Annotated in this window: 16 protein-coding genes; 8 read left to right on the top strand and 8 right to left on the bottom strand. The window is 42.2% G+C overall.

All coding sequences use genetic code 11. The features are described 5' to 3' along the window. Positions 1–49: 49 nt before the first annotated feature. Positions 50–688 carry a LysE family translocator gene (locus L2755_RS06030; RefSeq protein WP_248979838.1) on the top strand — a complete coding sequence of 213 codons (639 nt, stop codon included), beginning with the start codon at positions 50–52 and terminating at the stop codon, positions 686–688. 85 nt (positions 689–773) lie between these two features. Here L2755_RS06030 and L2755_RS06025 read toward each other — a convergent pair whose 3' ends face one another. Both L2755_RS06025 and L2755_RS06020 read right to left on the bottom strand, forming a co-directional pair. Continuing rightward, a complete protein-coding gene (locus tag L2755_RS06025; protein WP_248979837.1) occupies positions 774–2,126 on the bottom strand; it encodes a sigma-54-dependent transcriptional regulator in 1,353 nt (450 codons plus the stop codon). Then, a complete protein-coding gene (locus L2755_RS06020; RefSeq protein WP_248979836.1) occupies positions 2,126–3,697 on the bottom strand; it encodes a sensor histidine kinase in 1,572 nt (523 codons plus the stop codon). Before L2755_RS06020 ends, L2755_RS06025 begins: the two co-directional genes overlap by 1 nt. 408 nt (positions 3,698–4,105) lie before the next feature. On the opposite strand from L2755_RS06020, the gene L2755_RS06015 reads away from it, so the two are divergent. Beyond that, positions 4,106–4,837: a hypothetical protein gene (locus L2755_RS06015; RefSeq protein ID WP_248979835.1), complete on the top strand. Its 732-nt coding sequence runs from the start codon at positions 4,106–4,108 to the stop codon at positions 4,835–4,837. Positions 4,838–5,047: 210 nt separating this feature from the next. Continuing rightward, positions 5,048–5,392, top strand: coding sequence for a hypothetical protein (locus tag L2755_RS06010; RefSeq protein ID WP_248979834.1), 345 nt, complete (start codon positions 5,048–5,050; stop codon positions 5,390–5,392). A gap of 88 nt (positions 5,393–5,480) precedes the next feature. Here the strand turns inward: L2755_RS06010 and L2755_RS06005 are convergent, their stop codons facing one another. From L2755_RS06005 to L2755_RS05995, 3 genes are read right to left on the bottom strand one after another with little or no spacing between them, the layout of a single operon-like run. Further along, positions 5,481–6,986 carry a PhnE/PtxC family ABC transporter permease gene (locus L2755_RS06005; protein WP_248979907.1) on the bottom strand — a complete coding sequence of 502 codons (1,506 nt, stop codon included), beginning with the start codon at positions 6,984–6,986 and terminating at the stop codon, positions 5,481–5,483. 10 nt (positions 6,987–6,996) lie between these two features. Then, positions 6,997–7,692, bottom strand: a complete 696-nt coding sequence (locus L2755_RS06000; RefSeq protein WP_248979833.1) for an ATP-binding cassette domain-containing protein — start codon at positions 7,690–7,692, stop codon at positions 6,997–6,999. 3 nt (positions 7,693–7,695) lie between these two features. Continuing rightward, positions 7,696–8,550, bottom strand: coding sequence for a putative selenate ABC transporter substrate-binding protein (locus L2755_RS05995; protein WP_248979832.1), 855 nt, complete (start codon positions 8,548–8,550; stop codon positions 7,696–7,698). Between the two features lie 295 nt (positions 8,551–8,845). On the opposite strand from L2755_RS05995, the gene L2755_RS05990 reads away from it, so the two are divergent. Together L2755_RS05990 and L2755_RS05985 are read left to right on the top strand one after the other, a co-directional pair. Then, complete coding sequence (locus tag L2755_RS05990) at positions 8,846–9,520, top strand: response regulator (RefSeq protein WP_248979831.1); 675 nt, start codon at positions 8,846–8,848, stop codon at positions 9,518–9,520. Then, positions 9,511–10,863, top strand: coding sequence for an ATP-binding protein (locus L2755_RS05985; protein WP_248979830.1), 1,353 nt, complete (start codon positions 9,511–9,513; stop codon positions 10,861–10,863). The genes L2755_RS05990 and L2755_RS05985 overlap by 10 nt, the downstream gene beginning before the upstream one ends. Here L2755_RS05985 and L2755_RS05980 read toward each other — a convergent pair. Continuing rightward, the gene (locus tag L2755_RS05980; protein WP_248979829.1) at positions 10,860–11,549 is read right to left on the bottom strand and encodes a 2OG-Fe(II) oxygenase; all 690 of its coding nucleotides are present in this window, start codon (positions 11,547–11,549) and stop codon (positions 10,860–10,862) included. The two genes, L2755_RS05985 and L2755_RS05980, sit on opposite strands and share 4 nt — an antisense overlap. A gap of 115 nt (positions 11,550–11,664) precedes the next feature. Here L2755_RS05980 and L2755_RS05975 point away from each other — a divergent pair, with 115 nt between their 5' ends. Continuing rightward, positions 11,665–12,924, top strand: a complete 1,260-nt coding sequence (locus L2755_RS05975) for an HD-GYP domain-containing protein (RefSeq protein ID WP_248979828.1) — start codon at positions 11,665–11,667, stop codon at positions 12,922–12,924. Between the two features lie 89 nt (positions 12,925–13,013). Then, entirely contained in the window at positions 13,014–13,352 is a 339-nt protein-coding gene (locus tag L2755_RS05970; RefSeq protein ID WP_248979827.1) for a DUF3135 domain-containing protein, read from the top strand. Between the two features lie 101 nt (positions 13,353–13,453). On the opposite strand, the gene corA is transcribed toward L2755_RS05970, so the two are convergent. Together corA and L2755_RS05960 are read right to left on the bottom strand one after the other, a co-directional pair. Beyond that, positions 13,454–14,401 carry a magnesium/cobalt transporter CorA gene (gene corA, locus L2755_RS05965; protein WP_248979826.1) on the bottom strand — a complete coding sequence of 316 codons (948 nt, stop codon included), beginning with the start codon at positions 14,399–14,401 and terminating at the stop codon, positions 13,454–13,456. Between the two features lie 108 nt (positions 14,402–14,509). Next, positions 14,510–14,875, bottom strand: a complete 366-nt coding sequence (locus L2755_RS05960; protein WP_248979825.1) for a hypothetical protein — start codon at positions 14,873–14,875, stop codon at positions 14,510–14,512. Positions 14,876–15,043: 168 nt separating this feature from the next. Between L2755_RS05960 and L2755_RS05955 the strand changes: the two genes are divergently transcribed. Further along, positions 15,044–15,697, top strand: a complete 654-nt coding sequence (locus tag L2755_RS05955) for a YccT family protein (protein WP_248979824.1) — start codon at positions 15,044–15,046, stop codon at positions 15,695–15,697. The last annotated feature ends 336 nt before the right edge of the window (positions 15,698–16,033 follow it).

Below are 16,033 nucleotides of genomic sequence, written 5' to 3'. Positions count from 1 at the left end.
ACATTTCAATATTAAGACTCACCTTTACGACAGAGATACTAACCCTCTTATGGACTTACAATTATTACTATCACTTGCAGTCATTCACACCATTGCCTTAGCAAGCCCAGGGCCCGATTTTGCCTTAGTGCTAAAGTTGTCTACCCAAGAAAATAGAACGGTAGCACTAGCATCGGCTCTAGGGATCTCCGTTGCCATCTTAGGCCACACTCTACTGAGCCTGACAGGCTTAAGTTTTATCATTCATAGCTCAGAGCAGTTGTTTATGTTGGTTCAGCTCGCTGGCGCCAGTTACTTAGCATGGATGGGAATAGGCGCTATGCGCGCTGCACTTGCTCATTGGCGTGACCCAGTAGCCTTAGATAAAATGCAAAAAAGTGAAGGGTTAAGCATTAAAAATGGGTTTTTACAGGGCCTTTATACCAATCTATTAAACCCCAAGGCTTTAGTGTTTTTTATTACCCTGTTTTCAACTCTTATCACCCCGCAAGTGTCCTTGATGACTAAGAGTACAGCTGCGGTGTTACTTTTTACTCTGTCGCTGATATGGTTTAGTTTTATTGCCATGGTACTGACCAAACCAAAGGTGCAGATTAAGTTAAAAAAGGCCAGTCCTGTCATTAACTTAATCACTGGACTGGTATTTATCAGTGTATCGCTAGTGATTATTTCTGGCGTGCTTTTATAGCAATGTAGCTAAAATAGAACAGTGCGTAAGCTTGTTTAGCTTACGCACTATTAAAAAGTACATTTCATTAGTATCTGAATATCAATCAGATAATTTGATGTTTTTCCAGACGGTACAAAAAAGCTTTATAAGAAAGACCTAACTGCTTAGCCGCCCGAGTACGGTTACCGTCATGGCGTTGCATTGCCTGCTGCAGACAGTCCTTTTCAAATACTTCCCACTCAAAGCCCGTTTCAGGTACGGTAAATAACGTGGTATCAACAGAGCCCGGGCGCAGTGCTAACTCTTCGACTAACTCATCTTCATCTCCGAGTAATACAAAACGTTCGATACGATTCGACAGCTCACGGACATTGCCTGGCCATGGATAATCTAACAAGGCTTTTATCGTTACAGCACTTAAATTCACGGTTTCAACACCGTATTGCCCCCCATGAATCTTCAAAAAATGTTCAATTAATCGACCGATATCCTCTTTACGCTCTCGCAGTGGTGGCATCTCGATTGGAACCACGTTTAAGCGGTAGAAAAGATCTTCTCTAAATCGCCCTTCGGCCACCTCGATGCGTAAGTCCCTATGAGTTGCCGCGATAACTCTGACATCAAGCTTGATCTCGCCATTTTGTCCTAGCCGAGAAATAACTCCTTCTTGTAAAAAGCGAAGTAATTTGGTTTGCTGTAACAAGGGTAAATCACCAATTTCATCCAAGAAAATGGTGCCGCCATTGGCAGCTTCAAGTTTACCGATTTTTTGACTAGTGGCTCCCGTAAACGCCCCTTTCTCTGCACCAAATAACTCAGACTCCGCTAAACTTTCCGGGATAGCACCGCAATTGATGGCAACGAAAGGTTTATGGTGTCTTTGCGACAGTTGATACAAGGCTCTTGCGGCAAGCTCTTTACCGGTGCCGCTTTCACCACCGATCAATACTGTGGCATCGGTTGCACTAACGCGTTGCACTCGCGTATAAACCTTTTGCATGCAAGGCGCTTTACCGACTAAGCCCACCAGCTCCTGTTGCTGTGAAAGCTCCGATGCTAAGCGTCTATTGTGCTGTTTTAGCTTAAGGGACTTAGCCACTTTCTCAATCGCCATGAACAATGATTGGCGTTGATAAGGTTTGGACAGGTAATCATCTGCACCAGCCTGCATAGCGTCTACTGCATGGGTGATGGTTCCGTAGGCTGTGGCGATGATAAATCCTAAATCTGCATGCTCTCGTCTTACATATGTTAGCAGATCCATCCCCGTCAACTGTCCAAGCTTCCAATCTGAAAATATCAGATCCGGTACGCTCTTTTTCAGTAACACAATGGCCTGCTCAACACTGTCGGCTTCACTAACAAGGTAGTTATTTGCTGTCAGCATTTGGCAGATGAGCGAGCGCTGATCGGGCTCATCTTCTACGACAAGAATATGTAAAGGTTGCTGACTCATCAATTATTTTCCTTCTGTTCACACTGCTCTTCGACAAAGGTAATGGTTGCTATGGTGCCGCCTTCCGGATTGTCTTCATAGTAGATGTCGCCATTGTAGTGACTCTCAATAAGACGTTTTGCGATGTAAATCCCCATGCCTGAGCCTGCTGATTTTGTGGTGATATGCGGTTTAAACATTTGGCTTTTAATCAAAGGATCTATTCCTTTGCCCCAATCTGTTATCACTACGGATTTTTCCTTCTTAGATTGGTTGAGTTCAATTTTAATCTTTTTACCATCAGCTTCAACGGCATTGACCAATACCGCATGCACAATACTTCTTAACTCCGATTCTGCACCGTAAACTGCTATTAGGTTATTTGCATCAAAAATCACTTCGGGCTTGAGGCCTGAGATAGACAGCTCTAACAGAATGTCTTGTACAATGGCATTGAGTGGCACCTGTTTGTCTCTTGATACCTCATGACTTGAAAGCGTCAGCAACGATTGAATACTCTTATCCATTAAAGCAATCTTCTTTTGCATCTTTTGGTTTATCGCTTCACGCTCGCTTTGAGAGTCGGTATAGATACTTTGCTCTGACAACAATCCAAGTGTATGCAGTGGGTTTCTTAAGCTGTGAGCGATACCTCGGGTAATTTGACCGAGATCAGCAAGATGTTGCTGCTGAGACATCTGTTGCTCTTTTTTATTCCAGCTTTCCAATGCTAGGCTCATGCGGTTAAAGCCATTCATTATCTGTTTAAGCTCTTTAACGCCTTGCTCTTTTAACTGAGTACCAAATTTACCTTCAGCCAATTTTTGATGACCCTGAGCTAATTCACTTAAAGGCTCGGTAACATGATGACTTAGCCAATATGCGAGGATAAGCGCCATCACACTCGTCAGCAATATCACAAATAATACTGACTCGCTAAAGCGCTCAAGCAGATGATTCGCGCCTTGACTCGGCAACTCAATGCTGCGCTCTTCGCGTATAAGCATGCCGTCTTCTTTGTCACCAGCAACGATCAAAACCCGACCGGCTTGTAGCCAATCATCAGTATGGATCTCAAAGCTTTCAAGACTCTGCTCTACTCTTAACTGATACTCTTTAGCCGCCTCTTGTTTGAGTTGCTGTAAGTTCTCTCGCTCGCCTTCCATATGACGGCGCTCTTTCTCCAGCAGCGCTTGAACCTTCTCTTGTAACGCCAATTGATGCTGTTGGTAGTCATCGCCTCCCAGTGCCAATGCCCCTTTATCTGCACTAATCTCTACTAGCGATTGGGCAAGGTTATCTATCTCTTGTTCTAGATCCGCGATATCCTCATCGAGCTCTAATACAAACTCTTCATTCTCTTCAATATTTGTCAGAAATTCATTTTCTTCCGGTAGCGCAAACTCCCACCGCTCAATATCAGACGCCCTTTGGATCACGACACTCACTAAGCTTTTAGACAATGATTTTGAGCTTTGCTCTAACTCTTGCTGAAGTTGAGTTTTAAAATACTGAGCCACAAAAAGTTGGCTTATCGCCAACATAAGAATGAGTGCTCCGAACAACAGAAAGACATAACGTTTAATAGACATAATCGACTCTTTTATGAAACCCAAAATATTTGAGATTGAGGCTTTTCTTATTCGTTTCACTAGCTATACAAGATTAATACCAGCTTGAAAGTATTGCTACCGCAGCAGTAACATACTCTGCAAGGTCGGTATTGACCTAGATAGTTGATTTAAACCCTAGCACGTTTAAACACAACATCCTCATTTGAGGAAGTCATATGCTCAAATAGGGTTACTTTGTTGTTCTTTAATGCGTTAACCGTTTATTCACGCCCTGAACCCCACTAAAAATGCATTGCTATGAGTTGGCACGATACTGGCAGCACCTAGTGAGAATTAGTGAGAATTACTGAGAATGAGCGAACGTGCAACTCAGTGGCTGCGTTAGCTCAAAATACATCAATGCCTGATGACAACAGAGAAGATATTATGAAAAATAACATATTAGTATGCGCACTATTAACCTGCGGTTTAGCCTTGCCAACTTGCTTAATTGCTGCACCGACGCAAATTGCAGTCGTCGACAGTAAGCACAAAGAATTTACCACCCAAATAGAAACCGATGAGAATGACATTACCCATATAACGGTTAACACAGACGGTAAGCAACATGACTTAGCTTTTACCGCCCAAGAGCTGCAAGATAAGGATGTGATTAGCGCTAAATTAACCGAGTTACCCAAAGAGACTCAAGTGCTGCTGACTCGTATGCTGTCGCGTATGCAACTGCACCCAAAGAACAATATGATTGTGATTGATGCTAAGCATGACAAGGCTATTAAAATTAAATTGGAGAAACTGTATAAAGCACTTGATGGTAAAGAAGCGCAAATAGAAGCTCATGTGATGAAAATCGAGTTAAAATCTGGTGAACTTGAGGCGAAAGCCCTAGAACTAGAAAAACTGTTTGAACGAAATGAAGGTGAGTTTGAAATTCACATTGAATCTCTTGCAGATGATATAGAGATTATTGCTGAACAGATCACCGAACTTGAAGTCATGCGATTCGGCGATAGTGATGAACATAGAGGTTTTGTTATCTTTGGTGATGACGATGAAGCAAGTGCTGAACATATTCTTAGCTTAATTAATCACGCAAAGCTCAGTGAAGAGGATAAACAAAAGCTTAAATCAGCGCTAGATAACATCAAAGAGCATTGATGAACGGGTTGGGAAAGTTGCAGAACCACCTGGGAAACTTACAATTGCCTGCCATCAACAAAGACAGAGTTGTGCCTTAGCGCACATAACCGCCCATGGATATCGATGCCGACGGGCATTAGTCTTATATTTGTGAAGCCACCTATAGAATACTAGTTTGATTTTACCGTATCCTTGCTCGGTATTTAAAGGTCAATAAGGTAAAACTCTATGTGGTGGCGTATTCTATTTATCAGTCTTGCGTATTTATTACTCGGCGCGCATTTCCTTCGTTTTGGTCAAAATGAAGCCTGCATCGCCTATGCTTTGGCACCAGCATTACTCTTTATTCGATCAACGTGGATGACTCGACTTTTACAGTTAGCCCTTATCGTATCTGCCTTTCTAGTTTGGGGAGTGAGCGGGTTTGATTATGTACAGGCACGCATTCTTGCTGAAGCACCTTGGTATCGTTTGAGCATCATCATGTCGAGCGTTGTCATGTTTACATTATTTGCAGCCTGGTGTGGCAACGGCATCATTTATAGAAGAAGCCAACGTAGATTATTTAGCTAACTCTTTATCGAGCACTGGCTTACATTCTCTCACTATCAACTTTCAACTTTCAACTTTCACCGTATATGAATTCGCTCTATACGGTGATTTAACAAGGCTTATGTGAGAGAGACGCATTTACCAGCAGCCTACGACTCGCAATATCGATTAATATATTGAGTAAAGCGGTCGCCCCTATCAGCACTAACGCGCCATTAAAGCGTATCTCAGAAAAGTTGCTATCGATATAAAAGCCTAACGTGGCAACGCCTAACATCCCCAAAATAGCCGTTTCTCGTAGAATAACTTCAAACCGATAAAACAGTAACGCCATCATATTGGGGTATATTCTCGGCAATATGTCATAGGCATAACCATCAATTTTGCCATTAAAATGACGGCTAAACGAGGTGGTAGTGCTTTGTCTACCGGTTAAATAGGCGACTAAAGCACCATTATGAATCGCTAACGCTATGATTGCAGGCAACATCGAGGGTCCCAACAACAGCATAAAGATATAGGCAAATATGTACTCAGGCACCGATCTTAAAATCAGTAAGATAAAATTGTTTATTCGAGCGATAAACGTACCCGTTAATGGCTTAAAACTGAATGTGGTCATCAGTAACGCTAGCAGGTAGCTAAAGCCCAAAGCCGCGACGGCGAGCAATACCGTCGCCAACATACCAGGAAGAGCCTGCTCAGTGACGATATTATAAAACCATTTTGCAAATAACTGCCATCGGTCATCGAGTAACAGATCCATGCTATGGCTTTGAAACATCGGCGGTAAAATATCGTCACTTAAAAAACGCCAAACAAGTGATCCATCAATGGTGGTGAGCTCTGGTAATAACCATAACGCGGCAATAAAATACAGGGGTAGCAATTTAGCTCTACACCAGAAAGGGATGCTGCCGATCATGATAATAAACAGGATGAGTAGCGCTGCGCCTTGATGATAATGCCCTTGTCTAAAAGCCGACTCTAAATAGAACCCGAGTGTAGGCATCCCTACAAAGCCAAGTATCGCACTACTTCTTAAGGCACACTCAAAACGGTAGCGCACGTAAGCTTTGATTTCATTCATCACATGAGCAAAACGGCCGTAAATATAGCGACTGACTTTATCGGTATTCGCCGGTATATTTTGCAAGGTGTAGATAGGGGCTTGCTGTAAAATATCACTAAAGACTCGAGCAAATGTCGCGCCATAGGGTAAGGCAATAGCAAGCACACCCGTTAAGGGTGATAAACCGAACACTTGCAGAAACAGTAGTGCCCAAAACAGTTCATGAATAGAGCGAATAAAGGCACAAGCTGCTGCAACAACAGGTTTATTATAAAAAAGTGCCACTGGCGCGCCAAATAACAATCCTGCAGCCACTCCCAATAAAGCAAAGCTGACGGTTTGCCACACCGCTTCCAATAAGTATTCTGTCGCTAAAAAATCTGGAGCAAGAAATCCCAAACCTATGCGTTGCAACTCACTCCACGGTTCCAATGCAATAATCTCTGTATCAGCCCAGTAAAAGCATGCCATCGTGACGCAAAGCAAAATCAGCGTGACTTTCTGCCAATAACCGAAAAAAGCCTGCCGTGGAGTTGAACTCATGTTGACAAGATCAGGCAATTTCTGCGGGCTCAATAGACGCACCAATAAAGTGTGTTGAGTCTTCATAGAATGCTTGCAACATCTCTGCACTTAGCGCAGCGGCATCGGTATCTATGCACTTTCTACCATCACGCAAACCAATGACTCTATCAAAATATTGCAGGGCCATATCCATATCATGCAATACCATAATGACGGTTTGGTGCTGCTGTAATACCAAATTAATCAGCCGCTTACCCATAACAGGATCTAATGCAGAAAAAGGCTCATCGCCAATAAACATCGGCATGTCTTGATATAACGCCCGACCAACTGCTGTTCGTTGACGTTGTCCACCAGATAACTGTGAAACGGCTTGGGATATTGGGCAGTCGAGCTCTAAGGAATTAGCGATTGCAGTCACTTCTAGAAGTGGCTTTTTAAAGGGAAATGCTAGATTAAAAAGATTATATACCGCAGAGTTTCTGCCCAGAGCACCCATATAGATATTATGAAATACACTTAAGCTCTCAACTAAGCCCTGCTGTTGGGAGCAATAGGCAGCGCTCCCCTGCAGCTGATCATAGATATAACTGATCAGCGTAGACTTTCCTGAACCAGAACTGCCAATGATAGCAATCTTTTCGCCTGACGTAATAGAAAGGCTAATGGAGTCCAGTGCTTGTTTATCACCAAAGCTTAAAGATAAATCACTAATATCTAACATTGATTAATCTATTAGCCCAATCGTTTTAGCCACATTCTCGATCGGTTGATAATCTTGATTTTCAGCTGCCACAAATGATTTCCGTGGAAAGCTCTTAAGCAGTTCGGCATCATTCATACTCAACAACGCAGCTTCCACCTGCGCTTTAAAGCCTGTCCCAAAGGTCTCATCAACACCCGCTCTTACCGTCCATTGGTAATCTGGATATGTTGGGCTTGCCCAAATAACGTCAACTTTGTTCAAGTCAACTTTACCCGCCGCAACGGCCGACTCCCACACTTTATAGTTGACGGCTCCAACTTGATAAACACCCGCTTGAACTTGCGCTATCGTTCGACTGTGATCGCCTGAAAACCCGATGCGTTTAAATATATCTTCTGGCCGTTTACCTAAATTACGTTCGATAAAAAACTGTGGCATTAAGCGGCCGGATGTAGAATCTTTTGAACCAAACGTAAAGGTGTAACCATTGAGATTAGGGAAGTTATCACTCGCCATTATCTCAGTTGAATGGTGGGCAATAAAATAGCTTTTAAAGAATTGATCTTCATACCCTTGTGCTATTGCGTCAGAACCTGGCACTAAACGCCTTGCTTGTACCCCCGAAAGACCACCAAACCATGCGAGTTGCACTTGGTTGTTTCTAAATGCTGTTACCGCTGCGGAATATGACTTAACCGGTACGTATTTAACCTCGACACCGAGCTTTTCTTCCAAATAAGCAGCGACTTTATCGAAACGTGTTCGAAGTTGGCTTTCATCCTCGTCAGGAATAGCAGTAAAAGTAAAAGTAGCCGCCAAGAGACTCGGTGTGAACAGCAGCACCAACATGCTAAGAAGTGGCTTGATTGCAAACATAATGAACTTAATCCGACAAGAAATTTACCAGATTTTAACTAAATTCCGCCAACAAACCCAGAATAAACACTATAAAGCACTAGATAATTACCGATTAAGCGATAACACTGTTAAAACTGATGTTAAAACTGATGTTAAAACATCCAATTAAATGCTTTGTTGATGCAGACCTCAACATAATTCAGCCAAGGTTAAGTAATCGAGGCGTAAACTCCTACGTCATTAGAAACACTTAGTTGGCAGTATGCATAAATCTGCGTAAACTAATCTTTATCGCATTCAAGGATATTTGACTATGAGAATATTGGTTGTTGAAGATGATCCTATTTTATCTCACCACCTTAAAGTGCAGCTTAGTGAGCTAGGAAATCAGCTTCAAGTTGCATTAACAGCGAAAGAGGGATTTTACCAAGCGACAAACTATCCTATCGATGTTGCCATTGTCGATCTGGGCTTGCCAGACCAAGATGGTATTAGCTTAATTAAAAGTATGCGCGATAACGGCGTTAAAGCTCCCATTTTAATTTTGACAGCCCGCGTTAACTGGCAAGACAAAGTGGAAGGTCTAAATGCCGGTGCAGATGACTACCTGGTTAAACCGTTCCAGAAAGAGGAACTCGTGGCTAGACTTGATGCATTGGTGCGGCGTAGTGCTGGTTTTGTAAAACCAATAATCACCAGCGGCGCATTGGAGATAGATTTGGCAGCCAAACAAGTCACGCTCAATGAAGTGCCAATGGATATCACCGCCTTTGAATATCTAATCCTTGAGTACTTAATGCGACATTGCCATGAAGTTGTTGCTAAACAACGCCTGCTCGATGTTATCTATGGTGACAAAGAGGGTGACCCTAATACGATTGAAGTCATGGTCAGTCGATTACGAAAAAAACTCACTAAAGATGGAATTGAAAACCCAATCGCGACGATCCGTGGTCAAGGTTATAAATTTAATCTGCCATGCAGTTAAGCTTTAAACCTAAGAAACGTCTGCTGACGCGGATGTTTCTGACCTCGCTATCAATCATAGCTTTAGTGGGCTTTGGTTTAGCGTGGATGGTTAATATTCTTCACGTTCAGAATCGCTATAACGAAGAAACTTCACAGCTAATAGCTGAAATCCCCAAAGTTGCCGCCGAGCTTAGAGAGCATGATCTACTACCCGATAAGAGTGATGAATGGCTAGCAGAAAATAGCACCTCACAGCGTTACATTATTGCCAGTTGTGATAGTGGCTTTAACCAGGTTTGGACATCCTCTTTAGCTGTTGATCGCGGGTTATTCGATACCTGTGAGCGTTTTAACGAGATCCGCAATAGCACTCCCCCCTATTATCTCTCCTTAGCCGATACTCGTGGCTACTTTGTGTATCTACTCTCATTAGATATTGCTGGCAGTGAATACAATCTGCTGGTATTAAAAGATGCCGAGAAATTAGAAGAGGAATACAGTAAATTCAGTCGACGCACTTATATGCGACTCGGATTTGTGTTGGCATTGGCATTGGTATTACTCATTAGTGCAGCATACTGGGGAATGCGGCCATTAGTGCAATTACGAAATGAACTCCAATCGGTGAATAGCGGAAAATCGACGACCCTTTCAGAAGGTTACCCTGTGGAGCTGGAAGGCGTAACACAAGCGCTAAACCAATTGTTAGTGCAATCAAGTGCACAACAGCAGCGTTACCAAAATGCAATGAACGACTTAGCCCATAGTTTAAAAACACGCTTAGCCGCCGTACACGCTATTACTGATGATGCCAGATTAAATAAAGAAGAATCCAGCGAAAAGATAATGGAGCAAGTAAGCCAGATGGATCAATTGGTCAAATACCAATTGAAGCGGGCAATGTTAGGCCGTAAAGGCTTGAAACAGGAACAAACTCAAATACTGCCACTCGTTGACCAGCTGGCGCAAATGTTATTTAAGGTATACCGCGACAAACAAGTACAATTTGAAGCCGTTATCGAGCAAGAACACGTTTTCCCCGGTGACAAAGGCGACTTAATGGAACTGTGTGGCAATTTAATGGAAAACGCCTTTAAGCTATGTATTACCACGGTAAGGGTCTCGTCCTATTACAATGATGCGGGAGAGTTTGAGCTTTTGGTAGAAGATGACGGCCCAGGCGTAGAAGAGAGTATCAGACAAAATATTATTCAACGTGGTGTTCGTGCTGACACTCAAAAAGCCGGCCAAGGTATTGGACTGGCCGTATGTAATGAGATCGTCATTAGTTATGGCGGACGTCTCAGCATTGAGACATCCGAGTTAGAAGGTGCATGTTTTAGAATATCCATTCCAATCTAACGCGCGTACAACTGCTCCGCTCTATTAAACATTATCCAAGAGGTCGCGATATATTTGTCGCTACTCTTGGGCGTGTTGCCTCTATGGGAGTGAGTAAAACCTGCTGGCGCGATCACCATGGTGCCTTTCTTGGGTTTAATGACCTTGTCTTGATAATAAAACTCTGTCTCTCCGCCCTCCTCGACATCATTTAGATAAAACATGTACAGCACCACTCGATGTAAGGCTTCGTTATGGCCTAGCTGTGGAAATTGCTCTGAATGCCAATGGGGGTAACCGCCTTTATTCTTATCATATTTTTGAATATTAATCGTGCCACTACGATATAGATATTTAACTAAGGCTTCTGCTCTTGGCTCCCCAAATACAGCGTAATTGTCTGGGGTTAACGTCATGGTTTCACCTTCGTGATTAGACACCCCAACCGATACCGCTCCCATCAGCGCCATCGAGTACTTATTAAAGTACACGGCAGTATGGGATAAGGTATATTGCAGCAAAGCATTTTTAAGCGATGCTAAATCATCAAAAGAATCCAACATCAAATCATGGCTCACTTTTTTTTCAGTGTCTACGCCGCCACCCGTGCTCCCCGCTAACACGCCAGGGTGTTGCTCAAAGGCATGTACCAGCTGATCACAAAGATCGTCGGGAAGTGCATTCGGGTATATTTCAATAAAATCCATTAGATACTCTCAACCTGCTTGCCTTCGCAAGAATTGTAAACATATGCGTTAAGCAATTGTAAATAATATAAGTTGCGTTAAAATAGCAAATTAAGGAAGACTCACACAAATACATATGCCAAATAGTTGTAAAGTTGCAGTAAAACAACTGCAGGTAGGTAATTTCATTCGATTACCTATTTCATGGAAAGATCACCCTTTTCTATTCAGTAGCTTTAAAATAAGACAACAAGCCCAAATTGAGTTAATCAAGAACCTGGGGATTGAGCATGTCTTTGTCATACTGGATCGTAGTGATACTGCGGTGCTGACACTTGAAGATGCCAGAACGAAAAAGCAGCCCATTGTTGATAGTAATTTAGGTCAACTACATGAGGAGCTCAGTCAGCAAAAAGCGGATAGCATAGAAGCCCATAAAAGCCTCAGGCGTCAGCTGCAGAAGACTGAACAGCACTTCGATCGTTCTATAGCGATGATCCGCAGCCTGATGGGTAAATTGCGTAATCGCCCTTTAAATGCTGTGAGTGATGCAAAGGAGCTTATCCATAATCTCTGCGAGCAGTTATTAACCTCAGATAAGTTAGTCTTGCACTTGATGACTGATACTAAAGATGATGCAGGGATCTATTTCCACTCTCTCAATGTCTCCATTTTATCGATGCTAATCGCAAAAGAGCTAAACTGGAGCCGCAATGAAATAGAATTAGTCGGCATTGGTGCACTGTTTCATGACATAGGTAAGCTTAAAGTACCCTCGCAGATATTGAGAAAGACGTCACCGCTATCGTCGGCTGAACAAAACTTTGTCAATCAACACCCAATGATGGGCGTTGATTTGCTAAAGCTTGCTGATAATTTCCCATCAGAAGCACTGCCAATTATCTTAAAGCATCATGAGTTCCTCGATGGAACCGGCACTCCAAAAGGCTTGAAAGAACCGCAAATCGATAAATTAAGCCAATTGGTTGCAGCGGTAAATACCTATGATAACCTCTGCCATTCAGACCGAAGTAGAAAAGCCCGCACCCCGTTTTCAGCGTTAGGTTACCTTTATAAGCATTATAAAACGCAGTTAAACCCGCAAATTGTCAGCAGAATGGTAAAGATGTTAGGGATCTATCCGCCCGGTAGCATTGTAGAGTTATCCTCTGGCCAATACGGTATGGTGATGTCGGTGAACATGAGTCAGCTACTGTTACCTAGGATCCTTGTTTACGATGCATTAGTGCCAAAAGAACAAGCGCCTATCGTTGAGCTGGCACAAGAAGAGATGACTATTGTTAGGTGTTTACCCCCAGCGGCTCTGCCAGAAAAGGTCTTTAAATATCTCAACCCGAGAGAAAGAGTTAGCTATTATTTTGGTACCGATAGCTAAAAAAACATGATAAAACGGTCTACTTCTTGCTCTATTTCGTTCCTGTTACTAAATTTAATCTATCAGAAAACGTTTTAGAGTGAGTTTTTATGACTAAGCTTCCCGGTTTTGACAGGTTACTTTGGCTAGCAGAAAACGAACCTAGCAAATTAAATGCTTTGCAAAAAAAGTTAAACAAAGAAGTTATTGATGAGAGTTCTGCAGCAAGTAAGCCAAAGTTGATATCACTGCTGAGCCACCTCAACAAGAAATTGTCTCTATGCAAAACACCCTACCAACGCTACCAAATAGTCAGCAGCATGATGTACCAAAAACTCTCGAGTCTTAACAATGTTCTTAATCATCCCGATGAGTTTTATCAACATAAAGCTAAGGTACTTTCTTTTGCAAACAACATCCCACAAACAGACGCAAAAAACACTCGCTAAATGCGAGCATGACACCTGAGCCAAGTGGAAAAATCAATAACGTAAAATACTGAAACGACCGTTTCAAAGTCGTTTCAGTATTTTAATTATATCTTACCGTTTTATAGCCAGCCTTTACGCTTGAAAAAGAAGTAGGTCCCCGCTGCGCTGCCGAACATCATCAAAATAGCCATCGGATAACCCAACTTCCAATCCAGTTCAGGCATATTGGTAAAGTTCATACCATAGCTACTAGCAATCACTGTCGGCGGTAAAAACACCACTGCCGCAACCGAAAATATTTTAATAATCTTGTTTTGCTGCAGTCCACTAAAGCCCATTGCAGCATCAAGTAAGAAATTCAATTTATCAAAGATAAACTGACTATGTGGCATCAGCGATTCAATATCCAATAGCATCTCTCTAAGATCTTTTATCTCACCATCTGAGAGTTGACCACGATAGTGCTTTTGCATGTAACGCAATGAACGCTGTGTATCAAGTAAACTTAACCGAATCTTACCGTTTGAGTCTTCTTGTCGGGTAATGAGCTTGAAGACATCATCGAGCTCTTCATTCTTAAAAACTTCCTCACTCACGTTATCAAGCACGCTGTAAACGTCTTCAATTAAATCTGACAGGTAATCTACTTTTAGATTGAACAATTCAAGTAGCAATGCTTGTGGTGACGTAGCTTCAATTCTACCTAGACGTAGATAGTTTCTAAGTAGTCTTATTAAACCAACGTCCTCTTCTCTAATCGTCAACAGAAAGTTTTGGCGGATATTGAATGAAACGTTTACACCCTTAACGTCTTGCCCTGCTCTTTGGGGAAACAAAGAGTTAATGTGCAAGCCGTCTTTATTCTGATAAAAACGTGCTGAAGCTTCAATCTCATTGATATCTTCCTCTTCAGGAACATTTTCAACTGAAAACTGACTTAACCACTCACGTTCCTGATCATCAGGCTTATAAAGATCTAACCAAGTCGTGCCGGGAGGGATAGTATCCTTGATGCTCAATTCGCTAATCGTTAGGTTACGATTCTCGTAGGCATAGGCTGTTATCATAGCTCCTCCTTCTTACATTTAATCAACTGATAGGGGTAAAAAAAACGAGGCTATTCTAACCCAAAAAGAGAGAGTACAAAGCGCTAACTAAACGAAAAACCACAAATATTACTCTTGAACTGCATTTGCGATGGTTATTCGCTCTTGATTAGACAATCTGACTCTTATTCCATCTATCGTTATTATTTCGTTGTTAGCAATATGCTTCTTTCTTACTTGATAAACAACAGTATCATTACTCACCGGCGACACTATCGTTACACTAACAACCTTATTACCATCCTGCCAATCCCAATACCAATAGCCTGCGCTTGCCAATAATGAAATACTTAAAGTGATATAAAGAGAGAAGCGAATAATCATCCCCTTACCCATATCTTGAGTTCGTTCTTTTGTTCGGCTTACTTTAGATTGACGAATATAAAAAATGGCACCCGCTATGACTAACAAAGTCACAAGAATTTTCGTTAACACCCGCTTTCTCCACAACCGTAATGAAACCACATTATAACTAACATCTTAAAGCTAAACTGTTAATAATATCCAAGCATTCGCATTGAATCGCTCAGTTACTTCAGATGAACCTGCAAAAAAATAATCGTTCTGCTATAAAGTAGGTATCAATTTTAATAGAGGTTTTCTATGAAAATATACCCGTGTATCTTGGCCACTGCATTACTTTGCGTTCACTCTATCGCAATTGCCAATGTAGAACTAACACTTCCATCCAACTCTGAACTTGTCCTTATCAATGGTAAAGAGGCTGATGGCAATAAAGAGCTTTCACTCAATAATGGTGAGAATCAAATAGCCCTGAGGTATATAGGCCGTTACCAACAACAGGGGTCACAAACCCAATTTAGCTCTGACGTAATTATTGTGACGTTTACAGCCAAAGACAAGCAATTAACGATCAGTTTTCCAAGAATACGGTCAAATAGAGACGCTGATGCATTCAACAGCAACCCTCAGATCACCGTCAAAGATTCATCAGGTACAAGTATCGATTTTAAACAGGGATTATTAATAAAAGAGGGTCTACAGCTAGGTCGTGATTACGAAGAGGAGATCAGTATTTACAATAGTAGCAATCAGGTTGCTGCAATCGCTGCATTAGCTGCGCCCGTCATTTTAGCTAGCCCGCCTATTAATGCTCAAGTCGTTGCGGCACTCCCTGCGCAGGGTTCCAACGCTAAATCAGACCAGATTAATGTGGGTCAAATGCTCGACTTTTGGTATGAGCAAGCCGATGAAGAAACCAAAAAAGCTTTTAAATTAAAGATTAACGCTAAATAGCTAATCTTGATGATCCATGACGCTACTGAGTTTGAGTGTCATGGAATATTTCGCTCATGTCATCTGCAAATTACCTTACTATTTTTACCCTCAGTCGGTTAACCTACTCTTTATTATCCTCGAAGCGGGCATATCGGCCACACCGCTAAGCACAACATGACTCAAAACCACAAATCGCAGACGTAAAAAAGCCCGTTGCGTTAGCAACGGGCTATTCACTCTCTTTCGTGAGCGTCCGACGAACTACGCCTTGCTTAGATTGACGTGCCAGGGTAAGAGCCTGCTGAGATCGCAGTGAGGTGAAGATAGCTGCTCTAAGCAGTGTTCGATGTAATC

It is taken from the genome of Shewanella abyssi (genome assembly GCF_023284025.1).
In the GTDB taxonomy this organism is placed as follows: Bacteria; Pseudomonadota; Gammaproteobacteria; order Enterobacterales; family Shewanellaceae; genus Shewanella; species Shewanella abyssi.
This window is presented reverse-complemented; position numbering and strand designations above follow the sequence as displayed.

Excerpts from the sequence above, each read along its gene's own strand:
- L2755_RS05975 (WP_248979828.1), top strand. The coding sequence starts at position 11,665 with ATGCCAAATAGTTGTAAAGTTGCAGTAAAACAACTGCAGGTAGGTAAT.
- L2755_RS05985 (WP_248979830.1), top strand. The coding sequence starts at position 9,511 with ATGCAGTTAAGCTTTAAACCTAAGAAACGTCTGCTGACGCGGATGTTT.
- L2755_RS06010 (WP_248979834.1), top strand. The coding sequence starts at position 5,048 with ATGTGGTGGCGTATTCTATTTATCAGTCTTGCGTATTTATTACTCGGC.
- L2755_RS05955 (WP_248979824.1), top strand. The coding sequence starts at position 15,044 with ATGAAAATATACCCGTGTATCTTGGCCACTGCATTACTTTGCGTTCAC.
- L2755_RS05980 (WP_248979829.1), bottom strand. The coding sequence starts at position 11,549 with ATGGATTTTATTGAAATATACCCGAATGCACTTCCCGACGATCTTTGT.
- L2755_RS06015 (WP_248979835.1), top strand. The coding sequence starts at position 4,106 with ATGAAAAATAACATATTAGTATGCGCACTATTAACCTGCGGTTTAGCC.
- L2755_RS05995 (WP_248979832.1), bottom strand. The coding sequence starts at position 8,550 with ATGTTTGCAATCAAGCCACTTCTTAGCATGTTGGTGCTGCTGTTCACA.
- L2755_RS06000 (WP_248979833.1), bottom strand. The coding sequence starts at position 7,692 with ATGTTAGATATTAGTGATTTATCTTTAAGCTTTGGTGATAAACAAGCA.
- L2755_RS06030 (WP_248979838.1), top strand. The coding sequence starts at position 50 with ATGGACTTACAATTATTACTATCACTTGCAGTCATTCACACCATTGCC.
- L2755_RS05970 (WP_248979827.1), top strand. The coding sequence starts at position 13,014 with ATGACTAAGCTTCCCGGTTTTGACAGGTTACTTTGGCTAGCAGAAAAC.
- L2755_RS06025 (WP_248979837.1), bottom strand. The coding sequence starts at position 2,126 with ATGAGTCAGCAACCTTTACATATTCTTGTCGTAGAAGATGAGCCCGAT.
- L2755_RS05990 (WP_248979831.1), top strand. The coding sequence starts at position 8,846 with ATGAGAATATTGGTTGTTGAAGATGATCCTATTTTATCTCACCACCTT.
- corA (WP_248979826.1), bottom strand. The coding sequence starts at position 14,401 with ATGATAACAGCCTATGCCTACGAGAATCGTAACCTAACGATTAGCGAA.
- L2755_RS06020 (WP_248979836.1), bottom strand. The coding sequence starts at position 3,697 with ATGTCTATTAAACGTTATGTCTTTCTGTTGTTCGGAGCACTCATTCTT.
- L2755_RS06005 (WP_248979907.1), bottom strand. The coding sequence starts at position 6,986 with ATGAGTTCAACTCCACGGCAGGCTTTTTTCGGTTATTGGCAGAAAGTC.